This is a genomic window from Rhizobium tumorigenes, assembly GCF_003240565.2.
Taxonomy (GTDB): Bacteria; Pseudomonadota; Alphaproteobacteria; order Rhizobiales; family Rhizobiaceae; genus Rhizobium; species Rhizobium tumorigenes.
In genome coordinates this window covers 157,087-176,007 of record NZ_CP117257.1, presented here as the reverse complement: position 1 = coordinate 176,007, position 18,921 = coordinate 157,087, and the positions used below count along the sequence as shown (strand labels likewise).

General features: G+C 56.7%; 16 protein-coding genes. 13 read left to right on the top strand and 3 right to left on the bottom strand.

What is annotated here, in order from left to right; genetic code table 11:
- The first annotated feature begins 76 nt into the window (after positions 1-76).
- From nocP to PR017_RS22290, 5 genes are all read left to right on the top strand, one after another.
- On the top strand, positions 77-850 hold the full coding sequence (nocP, locus tag PR017_RS22310) for a nopaline ABC transporter ATP-binding protein NocP (RefSeq protein WP_111221710.1): 774 nt from the start codon (positions 77-79) through the stop codon (positions 848-850).
- A 64-nt stretch (positions 851-914) separates the two neighbouring features.
- Complete coding sequence (gene nocT, locus PR017_RS22305; RefSeq protein ID WP_111221711.1) at positions 915-1,766, top strand: nopaline ABC transporter substrate-binding protein NocT; 852 nt, start codon at positions 915-917, stop codon at positions 1,764-1,766.
- Between the two features lie 72 nt (positions 1,767-1,838).
- Positions 1,839-2,549: a nopaline ABC transporter permease NocQ gene (gene nocQ, locus PR017_RS22300; protein ID WP_111221729.1), complete on the top strand. Its 711-nt coding sequence runs from the start codon at positions 1,839-1,841 to the stop codon at positions 2,547-2,549.
- A gap of 1 nt (position 2,550) precedes the next feature.
- Positions 2,551-3,276: a nopaline ABC transporter permease NocM gene (gene nocM, locus PR017_RS22295; protein WP_012654956.1), complete on the top strand. Its 726-nt coding sequence runs from the start codon at positions 2,551-2,553 to the stop codon at positions 3,274-3,276.
- 114 nt (positions 3,277-3,390) lie between these two features.
- Entirely contained in the window at positions 3,391-4,311 is a 921-nt protein-coding gene (locus PR017_RS22290; protein WP_012654955.1) for a LysR family transcriptional regulator, read from the top strand.
- A gap of 119 nt (positions 4,312-4,430) precedes the next feature.
- Here the strand turns inward: PR017_RS22290 and PR017_RS22285 are convergent, their stop codons facing one another.
- Positions 4,431-6,386, bottom strand: coding sequence for a hydantoinase B/oxoprolinase family protein (locus PR017_RS22285; RefSeq protein WP_111221712.1), 1,956 nt, complete (start codon positions 6,384-6,386; stop codon positions 4,431-4,433).
- A 3-nt stretch (positions 6,387-6,389) separates the two neighbouring features.
- Positions 6,390-8,426: a hydantoinase/oxoprolinase family protein gene (locus PR017_RS22280; protein WP_111221713.1), complete on the bottom strand. Its 2,037-nt coding sequence runs from the start codon at positions 8,424-8,426 to the stop codon at positions 6,390-6,392.
- A 609-nt stretch (positions 8,427-9,035) separates the two neighbouring features.
- Between PR017_RS22280 and PR017_RS22275 the strand changes: the two genes are divergently transcribed.
- The 8 genes from PR017_RS22275 (at position 9,036) to nos (ending at position 17,813) form a co-directional block, all read left to right on the top strand.
- Positions 9,036-10,154 carry an NAD(P)/FAD-dependent oxidoreductase gene (locus tag PR017_RS22275; protein ID WP_111221714.1) on the top strand — a complete coding sequence of 373 codons (1,119 nt, stop codon included), beginning with the start codon at positions 9,036-9,038 and terminating at the stop codon, positions 10,152-10,154.
- Entirely contained in the window at positions 10,151-10,444 is a 294-nt protein-coding gene (locus tag PR017_RS22270; protein WP_111221715.1) for a (2Fe-2S)-binding protein, read from the top strand. The genes PR017_RS22275 and PR017_RS22270 overlap by 4 nt, the downstream gene beginning before the upstream one ends.
- A gap of 50 nt (positions 10,445-10,494) precedes the next feature.
- On the top strand, positions 10,495-11,859 hold the full coding sequence (locus PR017_RS22265) for an FAD-dependent oxidoreductase (RefSeq protein WP_425070053.1): 1,365 nt from the start codon (positions 10,495-10,497) through the stop codon (positions 11,857-11,859).
- A gap of 47 nt (positions 11,860-11,906) precedes the next feature.
- Positions 11,907-12,863, top strand: coding sequence for an arginase (rocF, locus tag PR017_RS22260; protein ID WP_080868315.1), 957 nt, complete (start codon positions 11,907-11,909; stop codon positions 12,861-12,863).
- Between the two features lie 75 nt (positions 12,864-12,938).
- Positions 12,939-14,021: an NAD/NADP octopine/nopaline dehydrogenase family protein gene (locus PR017_RS22255; RefSeq protein WP_111221717.1), complete on the top strand. Its 1,083-nt coding sequence runs from the start codon at positions 12,939-12,941 to the stop codon at positions 14,019-14,021.
- Between the two features lie 47 nt (positions 14,022-14,068).
- On the top strand, positions 14,069-15,133 hold the full coding sequence (locus PR017_RS22250; protein ID WP_161959373.1) for an ornithine cyclodeaminase: 1,065 nt from the start codon (positions 14,069-14,071) through the stop codon (positions 15,131-15,133).
- 177 nt (positions 15,134-15,310) lie between these two features.
- The gene (locus PR017_RS22245) at positions 15,311-16,144 is read left to right on the top strand and encodes an IS5 family transposase (RefSeq protein WP_111221719.1); all 834 of its coding nucleotides are present in this window, start codon (positions 15,311-15,313) and stop codon (positions 16,142-16,144) included.
- A gap of 430 nt (positions 16,145-16,574) precedes the next feature.
- Positions 16,575-17,813 carry a D-nopaline dehydrogenase gene (gene nos, locus PR017_RS22240; protein ID WP_111221720.1) on the top strand — a complete coding sequence of 413 codons (1,239 nt, stop codon included), beginning with the start codon at positions 16,575-16,577 and terminating at the stop codon, positions 17,811-17,813.
- A gap of 424 nt (positions 17,814-18,237) precedes the next feature.
- Here the strand turns inward: nos and PR017_RS28550 are convergent, their stop codons facing one another.
- Positions 18,238-18,915 (bottom strand): RolB family protein, encoded by a 678-nt coding sequence (locus PR017_RS28550; RefSeq protein ID WP_425070054.1) that lies wholly within the window; start codon positions 18,913-18,915, stop codon positions 18,238-18,240.
- Positions 18,916-18,921: the final 6 nt, after the last annotated feature.

Sequence of the window (18,921 nt, the reverse complement as noted above, 5' to 3'; positions counted from 1 at the left end):
GTCATTCTCGGCTGTCCTGCCGTGAGAGTTTCCGCTGCATTGCAAGAGATTAGGAATGAAAAACAAGGGAACGCGAATGGACGCTACTCAACCCACCTTGGTGGCAGAAGACGTGCATAAAAACTTCGGAACGCTCGAAGTTCTGAAGGGGATTTCACTCACGGCCAATAAGGGTGACGTCGTTTCGATAATTGGCAGCTCCGGCTCCGGTAAGAGTACTTTCCTTCGCTGTATGAATTTCCTCGAAACGCCGAATAAGGGCCGTATCGCGGTCGGGCAGGAGGAGGTTGTCGTCAAAACCGATGCGGCCGGCCGATTGGTCGGAGTCGATCGCAAAAAGATCGAACGCATGCGGATGCAACTCGGGATGGTGTTCCAGAGCTTCAATCTGTGGGGGCATATGACTGTCCTGCAGAACGTCATGGAAGGCCCCGTACACGTTCTCAAGCAGCCCAAGGGCGACGTGCGCGACCGTGCAATGGATTTCCTGGACAAGGTCGGTATTGCCGACAAGCACGACGCCTACCCGTCTCAATTGTCAGGTGGGCAACAACAGCGCGTCAGCATCGCACGCGCACTGGCTATGCAGCCGAGCGCGCTTCTCTTCGACGAACCAACCTCTGCCCTCGATCCGGAATTGGTGGGTGAAGTCCTGAAGGTGATCAGGAAGCTCGCCGAGGAGGGGCGGACGATGGTCGTGGTGACGCACGAAATGGGTTTTGCTCGCGACGTATCGAGCAAGGTTCTCTTCCTCGAAAAGGGGCAAATCGAAGAGCAGGGAACGCCGCAAGAAGTGTTCCAGAACCCGACGTCACCAAGGTGTCGGGCCTTTCTCTCCAGCGTTCTGTGAGCGCGCAAGCGCGCAGAAGAGTCAACACTCGAAATAAAAAATAACAGCAACAGAGGTGAACGTTATGAAATTCTTCAACTTAAATGCGCTTGCGGCAGTTGTGACCGGCGTCCTCGTCGCGGCAGGCCCCTCACAGGCCAAGGACTACAAGAGCATTACGATTGCAACCGAAGGATCCTACGCGCCGTACAACTTCAAGGATGCGGGCGGAAAACTGATCGGCTTCGACATCGATCTAGGAAACGACCTTTGCAAGCGCATGAACATCGAATGCAAATTCGTCGAGCAGGCTTGGGACGGGATCATACCTTCCCTTACCGCGGGTCGTTACGATGCCATTATGGCAGCGATGGGCATCCAGCCGGCGCGCGAAAAGGTCATTTCGTTCTCCCGCCCGTATCTCCTCACGCCGATGATGTTCCTGACGACAGCGGACAGCCCGCTTCTGAAAACCCAAGCGGCAATCGAGAACCTTCCGCTAGACAATATCACCCCCGAACAGAAAGCCGAGTTGGATAAGTTCACCAAGGTCTTCGAGGGCGTGAAGTTTGGCGTTCAAGCCGGTACATCTCATGAAGCGTTCATGAAACAAATGATGCCGAGCGTGCAGATTTCCACCTATGACACCATCGACAATGTCGTAATGGATCTGAAGGCCGGCCGTATCGACGCGAGCCTGGCTTCGGTCAGCTTCCTGAAGCCGCTAACGGACAAGCCTGACAACAAGGACCTGAAGATGTTTGGTCCGAGGATGACGGGGGGAGTGTTCGGCAAGGGTGTCGGCGTTGGCATCCGCAAAGAGGATACCGATCTCAAAGCCTTGTTCGACAAAGCAATTGATTCCGCGATTGCCGATGGGACCGTTCAGAAGCTGTCTCAACAGTGGTTCGGTTACGACGCGTCTCCCAAGCAGTAATTACTTTCAATAGGAGCGTCGGCACTCGTGTGGCCGGCGCTCTATCTGTTTAGCAAGCTTGAGGCGTGGTCGATGGACTTGACACTATTGCAATGGGGAGATGCCGGCTGGGGCGATGAATTGGTGCGCGGGGCGATGATGACTGTTGTCGTCGCAGCCTGTTCGTACTTTTTCGGAATCATCTTTGGTTCGCTTTTTGCTGCCGCAAAGCTATCCCGTTTCTGGTCGCTACGCCTACTCGGTGACGTCTATACGACGGTCGTTCGCGGGGTGCCTGAACTGCTTATCATCTTTCTGGTATTCTTCGGTGGCGGCACACTCCTGCGCACCGTCGCCAATGGACTGTTCGGATACGAGGGGTACATTGAGCCTCCAATCTTCGTGATCGGCGTCCTCTGCATCAGCGTGAGTGCCGGAGCGTATGCCACCGAGGTCATTCGCGCTGCCGTTCTCGCTGTTCCCCCCGGCCAGATCGAAGCGGCGAAGTCCATTGGGATGGGTCCGTGGCTGCGGCTGCGGCGGGTGCTGATCCCACAAGCGGCTAGGTTCGCCCTCCCAGGCCTTGGAAATGTCTGGCAGTTCACGCTCAAGGACACGTCGCTAATTTCCGTTGTCGGCCTGGTCGAAATCATGCGGACAGCAGCGATGGGGGCAGGTTCGACGAAGCAGCCCTTTACCTTCTATATCACCGCCTTCGTGATCTTCCTTCTTCTTTCCTCCGTGTCAAATCGGGGCTTTCTTAAAGCTGAAAAGTGGGCGAACCGCGGTGTGAGGAGCCAATAATATGGATATTCAACTCATCATCGAGTCGTTCCCCAAACTCATTGCTGCCGTCCCCACGACGCTGGCGCTCGCGTTCATATCGCTCCTCATCGGATTTGTTGTTTCGGTACCTGTCGCGCTTATGCGGCTTTCGAAAAACCGCATCGTTTCTTCGGTAGCATACGGCTACGTCTACCTGATCCGATCGACCCCACTTCTGGTGCAGATGTTCCTGATTTACTACGGGTCGGCTCAGTTCAGAGGGTTTCTCACGGAAATTGGTCTGTGGTCGTCGTTCCGCGAACCGTGGTTTTGTGCGATCCTCGCTCTGGCCCTCAATACCGCGGCCTATACCAGCGAAATCATCCGGGGCGGCATACAGGCGGTTCCTCTCGGGCAGATCGAAGCGGCGCGCGCTGTCGGCATGTCCACAGTTCTCCAGTTTAGGAGAATCGTGTTCCCGATCGCCATCCGGCAAGCGTTGCCGGCCTATGGCAACGAAGTCATGCTCATCATCAAATCGACGTCGCTTGCTTCGACAATCACTATCGTCGAAGTGACCGGTCTGGCGAAGCAGATCATCTCGGCCACCTACAGCCCGGTCGAAGTGTTCATCGTCGCCGGTGCGATCTACCTGTTCATCACGTTCATTGTCAGCCGCCTGGTCATTCTGGCGGAGTGGTGGCTCAATCCGCACATGCGCGCCCGGGTGGGCGGAACGGCTCCGAAGGCCGTGGAGACGCATTAGAACTTGGAAATCCCCGTTGGATTACCGATCGAAAGAGTGCGCTCGGGCGAATGTCGACGTAACATTCAAATCTTAGGGTTTGAATGTTACGTCGCTTTGTATTGGTGAGCGGAGATGTCGTATCAAATAGAAATTGGAAGCATCCGCTGTTTTGTCGTTGCCGCTGAAGAACTACATTTCCGCAGAGCCGCGATCCGACTGAACATGTCGCAGCCAACGCTCAGCCAGCAGATCAAGCGGCTTGAAGAGCTTATGGGGGTGCAACTGTTCATCCGCTCTACGCGGCGCGTGGAGCTGACGCGTGCGGGAGCATCATTCCTTGATCACGCGCGCGAGATCCTTTTGAAAATCGACGAGGCGATCCTCAATGCCAAGCTGGAAGCCGGCGGTCTCAGTCCCGGCGGAGAAGAGCTGATCATCGGAGCGATCAGCCCGGCCACCAGTCAATTGCTCCCCTTGATCTTGAGCCGTTTCCGGCAAAGGTTTCCCAGGACTAGGCTTGTCATCAAAGAGGTCGATTCCATAGAGCTTCTGCGAGGGATCGAGCGCGGTGACTTCCATGTCGGGTTGATGCGACCGCCATCCAACAGCAATCTGGTACGGTTTCAGCACCTGTTGTCGGAACGATTTGTTGCCGTCATGCCCCGCCAATCGGTACTTGCGAGAAAAACCGCGTTGAAATTATCAGATTTCGCCGGACACGGTGTTTTCGCGCTCAAGCGCTTCGAGCTATCGTGTTTTGAGACTGTATACGAACAACTTGTCGGCGCCGGCCTGCTGATCGAGAACGACATAGCGGTCTCCGACACCAATACAGCTCTGGCCCTGGTGACTGCCGGCGTCGGGATCACGTTCCTGCCGGAGTGGGTGTCTGCGATGGCCCCCGACGGCGTTGTTACCCGAGTTGTGGACGATATGTCCGTCGAAATTTCAATGGCCGTGGGCTGGAATCCGGATTGCCCGGTTCCAGGGATACTGCCTTTCGTCGAGTTTGCGACGTTGGCTGCGCAAAACCTGATTTCAGCGCGAAAATAGCGGCGCTTGTGAAATCCTGAATGAACAAGGGATGCCTCCTGGAGGAGGCGTCCCTTCCAATAGCCGCACTTTCTGACGACCGTTCACACTAACTGCTTACGATCACAAGACCACCGCCGCTACAACCGGCCGGCTTCTTCGGCGATGACTTGATCCAGTTTCACGGCATCGACCCGCTCACCTTTCGCCAACAGGCGGTGATGAACGCGATCGACGAGCTGGCTGCGGATGCGCTGTTCATAGGTCAGTGCCCGCGATGCCAGTTCCCTGCGTGTCTGCTGCGACCACACCAGGTCCTGACGCTGGCGTTCGATGCAGAAATTGAAGTCGACTGACCTTCGGTTCCCGCGTTCGCGGCGGTGTTCCGCGGTCGCCGCCTCGTCGATCTTACCGTCCCGGTCGAAGACGACAGCATAGACGTCGGCGGCCCGCTCCGGGGAAAGCATGCCGTTTTCGATCTCGCGCGCGATCGCCGCCACATCCCGCTCAAGAGGTTCGCCGAACGCCCCGCCTGTGGAACTGGTGATCCTGAGAATATCGCCCTGTCCGAGCTCCAGAACCGAGATCTTGCCGACCGATCGCTCATCGGGTCGGCCAGGATTGACGACTGCCTTACCCAGAAGACCGATCTCTCCCCCCTTGAAGCCCCACGGCGCGAACACAAACCGGTTCAGGTTTCTGACCGTTATGACCGCGCGATTTGACGTGTTTTCCATTTCGATTTCGAGCGCTGCGCCGCTGGTGAATCTTCCCGCGCGGCGACTGTCCGGCACGAGGCGGAGCGCCCGCATGACCAGCACCGTTTCGATCTCGATGACTTCGACTGGCACGCTGCGCTGTGAGTAACGTACTTCCGATCCGTCCAGGCCGTCAACGCCACGGCGGGCACCGCCGCCGCCGTCGATCGTACCCACCACGTTGACACGGTCACGGCCTGTACGAGGATCGGGAGCCGAAACGACGATAACCCCGCTCATACCGCCACCGGCTGCGGCAAGGCCCTCCGGTAGTGCCTGATTGAGGCACCCCAGGATAACGTCGTAGGCGCGTGTCGCTGATGCAGCACGAGACCCGCCGGATGCGGGATAGACCGCGTTGAGAACCGTGCCGCGCGGAGCATGGCCGTGGATCGCCCGCAAGATACCGGAGTTGCGCGGCGTCAGCGGATCAACGGTCAGGATGTAGGCGTAAAGGCACTGGATAATGTAGGGGTGGGTGGTTGCCCCCGTTACCAGGTTGTAGGCGGCCGCCAATTGCGGATCCGTGCCGGTAAAATCAACCTCGATCTCGCTGTCCTTCACCGTCATGGTCACGCTGAAATAGGCCAGCTGACCATCATGGATCCCTTCAAGATAGTCCGAGAAGGTATATACACCGTCCCGAATCGTCCTGATCACCGCGCGGGCCTTGGTCTCCGCGTAGTTGATGACGTCCTGCATCCCCTCCTCGACACTCTCACGATCATATCGCTCGCAAAGCTCGCTGACGCGCCGGTCCATGCTCTTCAGGCCCGAGATCATGGCCTGAATGTCCCCCCACAACTCGGTCGGACTTCGGCTGTTGTCCTGGAAAATCGACTTGATCGCTTCGTTCAACACCCCTCCTTCGTAGAGCTTCATTGGCCTGATACGGAGGCCCTCCTGGAATACTTCCGTGAAGGCTGGCGAGATACTTCCTGGAACGGCGCCGCCGATATCGGACGCATGGACAAATGCCCAGCCGATCGCGATCAGCTTCTCGTCGAAGAAGATCGGATAAAGCAGCGTAACGTCCATCAGGTGCGTCACCAGACCGTCCGTGGCAAAGGGATCGTTGGTGATGATGATATCGCCTGGCTTCAGGTTCTCCCGGCTGATGGCATCCAGCGTCGGCTTCAACGGGGAGCCGACGAAGACATTGACGCCAGACAACATCGGATAAGCGAACATTTCGCCTTCGGCGGTCGCAATCGCACACTGGTAATCCTGCACGATCTTAACAAAAGTCGTGTGGGCGGTGCGGTAGATCGCGGCAGAGGCTTCTTCGACAATCGCGTTGAAGCGATTGTTCATGACGGCAGTACGAACGGCATCCATTGATCAGCTCCGGGTCATGAGGATTGCGCCAAAGGCTCCGACGCGGGCAACGAACTCTGGCGGAACGACGATCGTCGCATCACGCTGCTCGATGACAGCCGGCCCCTGGATCGCATCGTTGGGGGTGAGAGATGCGCGATCGAAGACGCGTACCTCGGGAATGAGTTTGTTGTGGAAGCGCATCGAACGAACCGTTTTGAGCGCACCGCCAGCCCCGGACGTTTCAGGTGTTGTGGGCTGAGGTATCGACATCGATCCACGCACGCGCATGCGCAGGTCGACGAATTCGACTGGCGCCGCTTTGTCGGCATGGCTGTAGATGCGTTCGTGCTCTTGGTGGAAGGCGGCATGCGTTGCGGCAATGTCGTGCGCTTCGATCGCCGTATCCGGCAGCCGCACGTCAACCTGGAAGGACTGCCCGACGTAGCGCATCTCAGCCCAGCACTCGAACGTTTTCGACACGAGACGCTCCGGCGGTGCCTGCCGCGATAACCATTCGGCTCCCTGCTCGCGAAGGACCTGAAACTTCTTCGCGATGAGAGAACCATCGATATCAAGGCCGTGGACGGTTTCGAGCGCGTCATTGCTCAAATCAGAGACAAGGCCCCCGAGGGCACAGAATACGGAAGGTGTCGCCGGCACAAGAACGCGGTTCACGCCGATCTCGGCCGCAAGGAGCGGCCCCTGGATCGCGCCAGCTCCGCCGTAAACGAGCACCGTCAGATCTTCGGGATCGACGCCCTGGCGTGCGAGATAAGGCAAGACACCGGCCACCATGTTCGAGCTTGCGACGGTGACGCACATTTCCGCGGCGCTGAGCACGTCCGTCTTGAGAGTCTCCGCAATCGGCGCCATAGCGCGTTCGGCGGCATGACGATCGAGCTGCATATCGCCGCCAAGAAGGGCTTCAGGCAAATAGCCCGCAAGTAAAAAGGCATCGGTCAGCGTGGGTTCCGTGCCGCCTCGGCTGAAGCAGGCAGGGCCAGGATAGGACCCAGCACTGCGCGGGCCGATACGCAACACCCCGCCATCAATCGTGACGACCGAACCGCCGCCTGCGCCGATCGCCTCGATGCTGGTAACTGGCATGACAACCGGAAACTCACCCACCTCGGCCGAAGTCGAGGTCAGAGCTTCGCCATCGCGCACGAGCGAGATGTCAGTGCTGGTGCCACCCATGTCCATGGTGAGGATGTTATGTTCGCCCAAGGCGCGGCCGAGATATTGCACAGCCGTCACGCCAGACGCCGGACCCGACAGAAGCGTATGCACAGGGAAGTTGCGCGCCTCACTGGCGGCCATCGCACCACCGTTCGAGCGTGTGACGAAAAGTTGCGACCCCGGCAGCCGTTCAGCCACATAGGTTTCGACCGCACCGATATACTCGTTCATCCGGCGTTTCACGAAAGCGTTGAGCACACTGACGATCGCTCTTTCGTATTCTCCGATCCGCGGCCAGATCTCGCTGGACAGACTGACTTCGGCATCCTCGCCGACCGCTTTACGGATAACCCGCGCGACCGCTTTTTCATGCTGCGGGTTGGCGTAGCTGTGAAGCAGCGCGACCGCATAGCCGGCAGCACCTGCGTCGGCTGCCCGACGGGCAAGTGCCTCGACTGCGGCCTCGTCGATCGAGGTTCGAACCAAGCCACCGCGCAGCAATCGTTCCTCGACCTCGAAAACCATTTCGCGATCGATCAGCGGCCTGGTTCGGGTCTCGAACATGTTCAGAGGGTTGCGGACGCCGATCCGCTGCAGTTCGAGCAGATCCCTGTATCCCTTCGTTACGAAGAACGCGATCTTCGGCCCTTTTCGCTCGATTACGGCATTCGTGCTGACCGTGGTGCCGTGCATGACGAAGGCTGCCTCGCCCGGCTCGGGCGTGAGCCGTTCCAGTAGTTTTTCAAATCCCTCACGGAAACCGTTTTCGAAAGCGGGAGGAGTCGAAGGGACCTTCAGAGTGACGATCCTGTCCTCTCCTTCACGCCACCCGCAAAAATCTGTGAACGTCCCACCGATATCAACGCCGATTCTAAGCATCTGCCGCTCACCCTCGCTTCTTCAGTTGGTCGGCCTGCGGGGTATTTCGATCTGTTCTGATCTGCATGAAACCTGTCTCCGTCCTGGAGTGATCATCGCGATATTTCAGCGATGAATACGCTGCTCACTCCGTTTGGAGAATTTGCATATCCCACCGATTGATTGGCAACGGCAATCAATCGGAACGGATGAGACTCGCCTGCTTATAGAAACTGAGGGCGATGAAGGTGACTGAGATTAACCGGTCGCGTCCTGTGGCTCGCGACGGCCCTAGGACCGTGCCGCCTTCATAACATTTGAACATCGCCGCATACCTATTACTGCCCTTGCAGCATGGACGGCAACGCCTTATCCCTAAGCTGGAAGGCAAGAATTCCAAGATAGCCAGATCTGCAATCGACCCGCTTCACATGGTGATCATCTGTTCAAGACTGATGAAACCGAAGCAAAGAAGGTCCTCAAAACTTGGCCGTCAAACGGCGACAGCTGGACAGACTGTATAGCCGACCGCACGAGGATTGAAGGATGCGTCTGGCTCACTGGGGGCTAATGGCCACGGATCGAACGTTTCGCCCGGGCACGGAAGCCTTCGTATTGTGAGAAGGTTAAATGGATCACGAGTTCGAGACAGCCATTGTTGGCGGCGGCGTAGTGGGCGCCGCAATTGGATACGGGTTAGCCAAGTTGGGACGCCGGGTGATCATCATCGATGGCTCGGACGATGCGCTGCGTGCGTCCCGAACGAATTTCGGCCTGATCTGGGTTCAGGGCAAGGGCGACGAATATCCTGAATATCATCGCATCACGCGGCAAAGCGCCGAGCTGTGGCCAGATTTTGCATCCGAGTTGAAAGAACTGACAGGTGTCGACGTGGAGTACCGCCGCAACGGTGGTTTGCTCTTCTGTGTGTCGGAAGCTCAGGCGGAAGAAGAAAAAGCCATCGGCGAGAAGATGGCTGCCATTCATCCTGACTATCGCTTCGAGATGCTGGAGCGCTCGCGCCTTGAGCGCATGCTTCCCGACATCCGTCTCGGACCGAAGGTGTGTTCAGCGTCGTTCAGTCATATGGACGGTGACGTCAATCCTCTCCTGGTCCTTCGCGCTTTGCTGGAGGGATTTGTGCGCCTCGGTGGAACCTTGGTGACGGGCGAACACGTCGACAGCATCGCGCCCACGCTTGGTGGCTTCCGACTGGCAACGGATGGCCTCACGATAGAAGCGGAGCGGGTGATTATTGCAGCGGGAAATGACTCCATGGCTTTTGCCAAGAGCCTAGACCTTCCACTTCTGCTCGTCCCGGAAAAGGGGCAGCTTCTCATCACGGAACGGGTCGCCCCGGTCTTCCCTTACGCCGCCAGCGGTATCCGTCAGACCATGACGGGCACGTTTCAGCTCGGCGTTACGAATGAACGTGTGGGCCGGTCTACCGATGTGACAGCTGGCGGCGCGCGTCATATCGCCAATCGCGCGATCAATGTGATGCCTGACGTTGGCGCGTTGCGTGTCATACGGCAATGGGCGGGACTACGCGTGCTGACCCCGGACGGGGTGCCGGTCTACGATCGGTCGCGGCGATACCCCGGCATCCATGTCGTCGCATGCCATTCCGGCGTCACCCTTGCCGCTCTGCATGCAGGTCCTTTTGCCGAATGGTTGGCAGCCGATGGAAGGGAGCCATCCTACGACGCTTTCCGCGGCAGCAGATTCAAGATGGGGATCGCGGCGTGACGAGTGAAGCTCTCTTTCCCTCCGGCCAAGCCGTGGAAATCACCATCGACGGTCGTCTCGTGACCGCTCGCGATGGAGAGCCTCTGGCCGCCGTCTTTCTGCGTCTGGACGACATCCACACGCGGACCTCCTTTCCTTCCGCCCAGCCCAGGGCGCCCTACTGCATGATGGGCGTCTGTTTCGAATGTGTCGTGCACGTCGAAGACATCGGCACTATTCGAAGCTGTCAGCAAACGGTTCACGCCGGCATGAGGGTCGAACGTCATGACCATCCGAAGAGGCTGAAATGAACCATCATTCGAGCGCCGACCTGTTGATCGTCGGAGCTGGCCCCGCTGGCATGGCCGCCGCGAGGCGAGCTGTGCGCGGCGGCCTATCCGTCGTCTTGCTGGATTCGCAATCACAGCCCGGAGGTCAGATCTGGCGTAATGCCGGCCGCAACGCGACGAGCCCGGTCATAAACGTTCTGGGGGCGGAATATCGACGCGGCATCCGGCAAATCGAAGCATTCCTGGCCTGCGGCGCCGACTACATTCCGGAGGCTCAGGTAAGCAGGCTCAGCCAGGGTTGGACGGTGGAATATGTAAAGGGTGGAGAAATTCGTTCTGTCATGGGACGGCATCTCTTGCTCGCTATGGGCGCACAGGAACGCCCGGTTCCGTTCACCGGCTGGACGCTACCCGGCATCATGACGGTCGGCGCCGCACAGATTCTCCTTAAGACGGCGGGCCAACTGCCACGGGGGCCAGTTGCCGTGGTCGGGAGCGGACCTCTTCCCCTACTATACATGCAGCAGATGCGGCTCGCCGGGACAAAGCCCGTCGCTTATCTCGATACGACCCCTCGGGGTCTCATCAGCCGTTCGCTGCGCGGTTTTCGCGGGGCGCTAAAGGAGCCCGGCCAAATCCTGAAAGGGATTGCCTGGTTACCGCAGTTCAGTGGCATTCGGCACGTACGCAACGTGGTCAAAATCAGCGCCGAAGGAAGCGGACGACTGGAAACTGTACGGTTCGAAACTTCAAACGGCAGGCCTGACCGATTGGAGGTCAAATCCCTTCTTGTTCACGAGGGGCTGGTGCCAAGCCATCAGTTGGCGGTGTCGGTTGGCGCGCAACTGATGTGGGATGTCGGCCAGTCAGCGTTCCGGCTTGAGCGCGACGAGTGGATGAACGCAGGTCCGGACGGACTGTACATAGCCGGGGACGGTGCTCGGATCGGCGGCGCCGTCAATGCCGAGATCGAAGGAGAGATCGCCGCGACCGGTATCCTTCTTCGTGACGGCGCCCTGACGGCCGCTCAGGCGGATGCCGAGACAAAACCGCTAAGGGCACATCATGCCGGGCAAAAGGCGTTCCGGCGATTTCTGGATGGAGTCTATCCGCCGAATATTGCGCGGACCCAGCCTGACGACGCAACGATCGTCTGCCGGTGCGAAGAGTTGAGCGCGGGCGTGTTGAGGGAAGCTGCTGTCCGTGGCGCTTGCCGAGGCCCTAACCAGCTGAAGAGTTTTACACGCGCGGGCATGGGTCCCTGTCAGGGAAGGCAGTGCGGCTACCCGGTGCACGAACTGGTGAAGTCCGTCGCCGGTCTGACCGCCGGCGAGGTCGGCCTATTCAATCCGCGGCCTCCCTTCGTTCCCTTAACGGTATCGATGCTTGCAGCTCAGCAGGCCGAGGAAGTCGTTTCAGCGTCGACACATGAGTGATCGTTCGGCCATCGCCACAGCGTGGTGACCAAAGTTGCAGTCAAGAAATGAACGCCTCGCGGCGTCGCAAGGAGAATGAGTTGAAGACGTGCCAAATCCTGGGAGCCCCCGTTCAAAGCGGCGCATCCCAACCCGGATGCCTGATGGGGCCTGATGCTTTTCGGACTGCCGGCTTGTCGCGAGCTTTGACGGAACTGGGCTGGGCCGTCACTGATCTCGGAGATGCGACGCCGACGGCGGAGCCCGAAATCAGTCACACCAATTCCGCTGTTAAGAACCTCGACGCTATGGTGGGATGGACGCGCAGTCTCTCCAAAAAAGCGCTGGAGATGGCCCGCAGCTGTGATCTTCCGGTTTTTCTCGGCGGCGATCACTCAATGTCTGCCGGCACCGTTTCCGGGGTGGCCGAACGAGCGGCCGAACTCGGCAAGGAGCAATTCGTCCTCTGGCTGGACGCGCACGCAGACCTGCATACCCTACACACGACTGCAAGCGGCAATCTTCATGGCACGCCGGTCGCCTACTATACGGGCCAGCCTGGCTTCGAAGGGCTACCGCCGCTGGCAGCGCCTGTGGATCCCCGCAACGTATCCATGATGGGGATTCGCTCGGTCGACCCGGAAGAAAGGCGCCGGGTTGCCGAGATCGGTATCGAAGTCGCCGACATGCGGGTTCTGGACGAGCAAGGCGTCGTACGCCCGCTGGGCGTCTTTCTTGACCGCGTGAGCAAGGCCAAGGGCAGATTGCACGTCAGCCTCGACGTCGACTTCCTCGATCCCGGGATTGCGCCGGCGGTGGGCACCACGGTTCCGGGCGGGGCGACTTTCCGAGAGGCACACCTCATCATGGAGATGCTCCATGACAGCGGTCTCGTCACCTCGCTCGACCTTGCGGAGCTCAATCCGTTTCTGGACGAGCGAGGACGTACGGCCCGACTGATGACCGATCTTGCCGCGAGCCTGTTCGGCAGGCGCGTGTTCGACCGGGTGACAACAGCATTTTGACCACTGGGTGTGGCCCGGAGCGATCGAGGTTTGCCTCTCGCATCGAGACAACCCTTCGAAACAAGGAGGAAGAAGATGAAGGTTGGAATAGCGGGAGCAGGATCGATCGCCATTGGATATGCGGCGTTGCTCTTACAGAATGGCCATGAGCCATTGATCTGGTCGCGTTCACGCGAAAGAACTACTGATTTCTCTGCCGGCGCGCCGGTGAAGATCACGGGTGCTATCAGCATGGAGTTCCACCCGCACATCTGCACGAACGCCGAGGAATTGGCCGAAGCCGATGTGATCGTGCTGGCACTGCCAGCCTATGGTCACCGCTTTGTTCTCGACGCTCTTCTGCCGCACCTCAGCGCACGTCATTCGGTGATCATCAGCGCCCATCTTTCCTTTGCGGCGCTCTACCTCGCCAAGGGGCTGGCCGAGCGTGGAATCGAGATTCCAATCACGGCATGGAGCACGACTGTGCTGACCTGCAAGCCGCGGGCAGCGGATACGTTCAACATCGGTGCCATCCGGGCAAAGGTCGATATGGCGACCCTACCGGCACGCTTCGCAGGACGGGCGCACGAAACATGCGTCGGTCTGTTCGGCGATCGGTTCGACGTTAAGGACGACATCCTCACGATCGCATTGAGCAACCTCAATCCCCAGGACCATATGGGAATCGCGCTTTGCAATTTGTCGCGTATCGAACGCGCTGAGGACTGGGGTCAGAACACCAATGTCACCCCGGCCGTCGGGCGCTTCCTGGAAGCGCTCGATCTTGAGAGGCTGGCAATCGCGTCCGCTTTCGGCAAGACGGTCCGATCCACCTTCGATCACTTCCGATTATCGTTCGACATATCCGGCCAATCGGTTTCAGAAATATCATCGATCCTGGTCGAGCGCGGAAGCGACCCGGCAGGTCCGAAGAGCCTCGATACTCGCTACGTGCTCGAAGACGTTCCCTTTGGTCTGATCCCCACCCTGCATTTGGCAAAAGCAGCCGGCGTATCGGCGCCTTTGCATGAAAGCGGCGTGCGAATTTTAAGCGCCTGCTACGGACGCGACTTTTCCGAAGAAAACGACCTGCTTAAAGACCTCGGCCCGCTGGATCTGCCCACGCTCAAGAAACGGGTAGTTACCGGGTACGCGATCACGGCCGAACCCGTGTGATCGGGGCTCGTCCGGCAGTCTATCAAACCAATAAAGGGGGCCAAAAGATGCCAGCAATTGTCAACCTCAACATCGTTCCGTTCATCAGTGTTGAAAACATGATGGATTTGGCGGTCAGCACCGGGATCGAGAACTTCCTTGTTCAACTGGCCGGCTACATTGAAGAAGATTTCCGGCGCTGGGAAAGCTTCGACAAGATTCCACGCATCGCCTCGCATTCGCGGGACGGCGTGATTGAACTCATGCCGACGAGCGACGGCACCCTCTACGGCTTTAAATACGTCAACGGCCACCCGAAAAACACGAAGTCGGGACGCCAGACGGTGACCGCGTTCGGCGTGCTCTCCGATGTCGATAGCGGCTATCCGCTGCTGCTGTCGGAAATGACAATCCTGACGGCCTTGCGAACGGCCGCAACCTCCGCGATCGCGGCAAAATATCTGGCGCGTAAAGATGCGCGCACGATGGCGCTGATCGGCAACGGTGCCCAGAGCGAGTTCCAGGCGCTCGCCTTCAAGGCGCTGCTCCATATCGATCGGATACGGCTTTACGATATCGACCCGGAGGCAACCGCTCGCTGCAGCCGCAATCTCCAGCGGTTCGGGTTTCAGATCGAGGCGTGCACCTCTGCGGAACAGGCGGTCGAAGGTGCCGATATCATTACGACAGCGACGGCCGACAAGCACAACGCCACGATCCTGAGCGACAATATGATCGGGCCCGGCGTCCACATCAACGGCGTCGGCGGCGACTGCCCAGGCAAGACCGAGATGCACCGCGATATCTTGCTGCGTTCGGATATTTTCGTGGAGTTTCCGCCACAGACCCGGATTGAAGGCGAGATCCAGCAACTCGCGCCAGATCATCCTGTGACGGAACTTTGGCGCGTAATGACTGGCCAGGACGTCGGCCGAAAGAGCGACAAGCAAATCACGCTTTTCGACAGCGTCGGATTTGCGATCGAGGATTTTTCGGCGCTGCGCTACGTCCGCGACCGCGTTGAGGGATCACGCCACAGCAGCCCACTCGACCTAATAGCCGATCCGGACGAGCCTCGAGATCTCTTTGGAATGTTGCTGCGTCGTCAGGCTTTCCGAACTTTGGGAAGTTGAAGAGATGCCAATAGCGCGTGGACCGTCGAGCATCTAGAACGGGCTCTATGGGGCTTGCACATACAAACGAACGATCGAATGAGTCTTTCACGCTCTTAGAGGCTGCCTCAAAAAGAGGTGGGTGATTTCAACAGGTTATGATTCCTTCGGATTTGCGAAGATTCGAAGGAGTACACGATGGCCTGGACTGAAATCGCCCGTCGGCACTATGCCCGGCGCACGGCACGCTACGCAAGTGACATGACGGATCGGGAATGGGTTTTGGTTGAGCCTTTTCTGCCGATACCCCGCCGCTTGGGCCGTCCCCGCACCACTGATTTGCGCGAGGTCGTCAACGCTCTGCTTTACATCGCCACGACCGGTTGCCAGTGGCGCATGCTGCCAAAGGACTTTCCGCCCTGTTCAACCGTCCAGCGATATTTCTATGAATGGCGGGCACTGGGACTTTGGACACGTATCAACCATCATCTGGTGATGGAGGCTCGCGAGTTGGAGGGCAGAGAGGCAAGCCCGACGGCTGGCGTGATCGATAGCCAGAGCGTGAAAACCACGGAAAGTGGCGGCATACGAGGCTACGATGCGGGCAAGAAGGTCAAAGGGCGCAAGCGCCATATCATCGTCGATACGCTCGGCCTGATGGTCGGCCTCATGGTGCACAGCGCCGACATCCAGGATCGCGACGGTGCTCCCGATCTCCTGAAATCCATTCGCCACAGGTGGCCATGGTTGCTGCATGTCTTCGCCGATGGTGGTTATGCAGGCGACAAGCTGAAGCGGCGACTGAAGAAGATCGGGCGCTGGACGGTCGAGATCATCAAGCGCTCGGACAAAGCGAAAGGCTTTGACGTGCTGCCACGACGCTGGGTCGTCGAGCGGACCTTCGCCTGGCTTGGCAGATGCCGAAGACTGGCAAAAGACGTAGAAAAGTCCATCGCCTCCTCACAGGCATGGATCATGATCGCCCACATTCGCCTGATCACTCGGCGCCTTGCAAGGTATCGATATCATTGAAGGCTTTTCGAGTCCGACTCTTACAAACATACAAATATTCTAATAACTGCTCTTTTCTCTTAGGTTTACCCGCCAATATATCCTGTCAAACACTGGATATTTACAATTGATTACGGAAAATGACAAACCGATCAGGAGCGCAAAATTTAAGGCAGCCACGCTATTGACCGGGGCGATGACGTTGGACAAGCCGTTTTAATTTTGGGATGGATTGAACTTTAAAGTTGAAGGAGCCACTCAGCCGCCGGCTGCTAGAGTTTTAATGAGCTAAGCACGTACGTCAGAAACCACTGTTGGGCGTACAAAAGTCGCCTCAGGTCACTGTCAGCCAGCAAGAGTTTCTTGCCACAACGCAACTGACGTTTGACATAAATTCCTTTCGGAACTCAATCAGATATCTCATATTCTCTCTCAACCAAAATATTCGATAATGGCTCTCGCTTCATCCTCAACTTCTCTACCTGTCCCAGCCGCAGGTCATCATCCGCTTCCCTTGACTGTAGGTGTCCTCGGTTCTGGTCACGCTGGGACTGCATTAGCGGCTTGGTTCGCCTCTCGGCACGTTTCCACGGCTCTGTGGGCACCAGCGGATCATCCAGGATCGATCTCAGCAATCAAAGCCAACGAAGGAGTCGTCACCACCGAGGGAGTGATCAACGGTTCATTTACGGTCTCAGCCTCTGATGATCTGCTCGCAGTTATTCGCTCCAGCCATCTACTGATTATTGTCACCCGTGCGGACGTTCACGACAGCTTCGTCAGTGAACTAGCCAACTTCAACGGTGAACTCGCAGAAAAGGATATTCTCGTCGTCTGCGGCCATGGGTTTTCCATGAAGTACGAGAGGCAGCTGCAATGCAAGCGAATACTCGAGACGGATAATTCGCCCACAACGTCTAAGCTATCGGATAAAAAAAAATGTAAGGTCAACATCAAGGAAATGAAAGCTTCTTTCGGACTGTCGTGTTTCCCAATTCATCGAAATGATGTTGGCGTCATCGATTTACCCGAAGATATCAAGATCATCTTCGCCCAGCTATTTACGGCTAGGATCATCCCCATCCCACCATTGCAGGTGCTGTTCTTTTCCAACTATATCACTCATGCGATTGCCGCTGTTATGAACATCGGAAGATTGCGCGACCCTGTCAATTCCCTTACCAAAAGAGCTGAGCAGTGGCTTCTTGAACTAGACGAGCGAACCCCACGAGCCGAGACGGACTTTTTCTTTTATGGTGAAGGATCCAACACTTACGTTTGCAATGTTCAAGAGCAGGTAGACCAAGAGCGCCGGAAGGTTGCCAAAGCGTGTGGGTTGCATCTCAATTCTCTCTTGCAGGAATGCAATGATGAATATGGCACTAATTATGCGACCCTAAGGGAATATTGCCTCGCACCATCACCTCATAACGTGCATTATGCATGCCCTGACAACATGGAACATCGTTATTTTTCTGAGGAATTATGCTCATTGGAGGATATCGCGGCAATTGCAACTATTACCAAAATCGAGATGCCCCTCACCCGCGCGTTCATCAATATTATTCATGCGGGAAAGGCAAACTTTCCGCCAACTGACAAAACATCCAGCGTGATTGGTAACTTCAGGTCAGGAGACTTGATCCGCTTTGGTGCCACCATACTTGTTAAGGATGAGATGATGGAGTAAAGAAGACGTGCGCCACGCAGTTCGTTCCAACCTCTTGTAATAAAGTTCATAAGTCCGCACCCCTATCACCGTATTGCGATGCATCTAATATAATTTCTGTTGAATTATCATATTTATGTAAAATGTAACGCGTATTTTTCTTATCAAGTGTGTTTTTTGTGCTTTCGACTTTGTTATTTTTATGTTTTCTATATTAATCTAGCAACAAAATAAAGGATGTTAATTTCGTATAAAATCAAATTTTTCCTAGAGGAAATCCCCTCACACAGACATTCTTAACTACTAATTATCACAATCCGGAATTACTTTATATTACAATACAAAAACCCCATGATATAATATAACGTTAAAAACACACTCAAGATTCAGTTAACATTAATATTTGAAAAGCAATACACATCCACAATCAACACTCTGCGCTAATCTAACACCGGAAACAACTACCGTAGGACCACTTAGAAAGCCTCTCAACGCTGACAATCTTCGCATCTGGTACGAGCTTAGGCGACGGCGGAAAGGCCTCACCAAACGCGACAACTTCGCATCTAAACCGTGAACTTGGGATTGGGGCAAGAAACTTGCGCTGATGCATGCCATGGATTTCGAGAAGTGAATAGTTCGTCTTGAAAAACGATACATTCGGCAGGAAAGCGAAAAACGCCTCCACATCCTTCAGGCAAAGCCGAGAGCCAGGTGAGATCTGGTTGTGCCATTTCCATATCGTCTGGGATGTCACTCCGTCGGTGTAAGGCGATTCAGTACAGGCGACAAATCTGGAAGCCGTAGTGCACAAAAATTTTCCGCACTCCACAAACCGATGAATTTCGTCGGAACTACCGTAGACGTACCACAAATCAGTGCCGGGAAGCACTGAATACAAGGTGTCAAAAGAAGGACCCCGCAGACACGGCGCTTCAGAAAAATGCGCTAACCTCCCGTCGGCTGCGCAAACCTTAGTTTTTAGAATTGATTCCTCCAACACTTTCTGAGCACTAGCTAATGTACTATTGATAAACCCTACATATGCGTCCCTAGATTCCCTAAGACGGAAATCTCCCAACGATGAATCAGATACAAATTTGACGTATCTCGGTCGGAACATTGGACG

What these genes read in the sequence shown, in the direction of transcription:
- nocP (WP_111221710.1), top strand. Translation starts at nt 77, where the DNA reads ATGGACGCTACTCAACCCACCTTGGTGGCAGAAGACGTGCATAAAAAC.
- nocT (WP_111221711.1), top strand. Translation starts at nt 915, where the DNA reads ATGAAATTCTTCAACTTAAATGCGCTTGCGGCAGTTGTGACCGGCGTC.
- nocQ (WP_111221729.1), top strand. Translation starts at nt 1,839, where the DNA reads ATGGACTTGACACTATTGCAATGGGGAGATGCCGGCTGGGGCGATGAA.
- nocM (WP_012654956.1), top strand. Translation starts at nt 2,551, where the DNA reads ATGGATATTCAACTCATCATCGAGTCGTTCCCCAAACTCATTGCTGCC.
- PR017_RS22290 (WP_012654955.1), top strand. Translation starts at nt 3,391, where the DNA reads ATGTCGTATCAAATAGAAATTGGAAGCATCCGCTGTTTTGTCGTTGCC.
- PR017_RS22285 (WP_111221712.1), bottom strand. Translation starts at nt 6,386, where the DNA reads ATGGATGCCGTTCGTACTGCCGTCATGAACAATCGCTTCAACGCGATT.
- PR017_RS22280 (WP_111221713.1), bottom strand. Translation starts at nt 8,426, where the DNA reads ATGCTTAGAATCGGCGTTGATATCGGTGGGACGTTCACAGATTTTTGC.
- PR017_RS22275 (WP_111221714.1), top strand. Translation starts at nt 9,036, where the DNA reads ATGGATCACGAGTTCGAGACAGCCATTGTTGGCGGCGGCGTAGTGGGC.
- PR017_RS22265 (WP_425070053.1), top strand. Translation starts at nt 10,495, where the DNA reads ATGGCCGCCGCGAGGCGAGCTGTGCGCGGCGGCCTATCCGTCGTCTTG.
- rocF (WP_080868315.1), top strand. Translation starts at nt 11,907, where the DNA reads ATGAACGCCTCGCGGCGTCGCAAGGAGAATGAGTTGAAGACGTGCCAA.
- PR017_RS22255 (WP_111221717.1), top strand. Translation starts at nt 12,939, where the DNA reads ATGAAGGTTGGAATAGCGGGAGCAGGATCGATCGCCATTGGATATGCG.
- PR017_RS22250 (WP_161959373.1), top strand. Translation starts at nt 14,069, where the DNA reads ATGCCAGCAATTGTCAACCTCAACATCGTTCCGTTCATCAGTGTTGAA.
- PR017_RS22245 (WP_111221719.1), top strand. Translation starts at nt 15,311, where the DNA reads ATGGCCTGGACTGAAATCGCCCGTCGGCACTATGCCCGGCGCACGGCA.
- nos (WP_111221720.1), top strand. Translation starts at nt 16,575, where the DNA reads ATGGCTCTCGCTTCATCCTCAACTTCTCTACCTGTCCCAGCCGCAGGT.
- PR017_RS28550 (WP_425070054.1), bottom strand. Translation starts at nt 18,915, where the DNA reads ATGTTCCGACCGAGATACGTCAAATTTGTATCTGATTCATCGTTGGGA.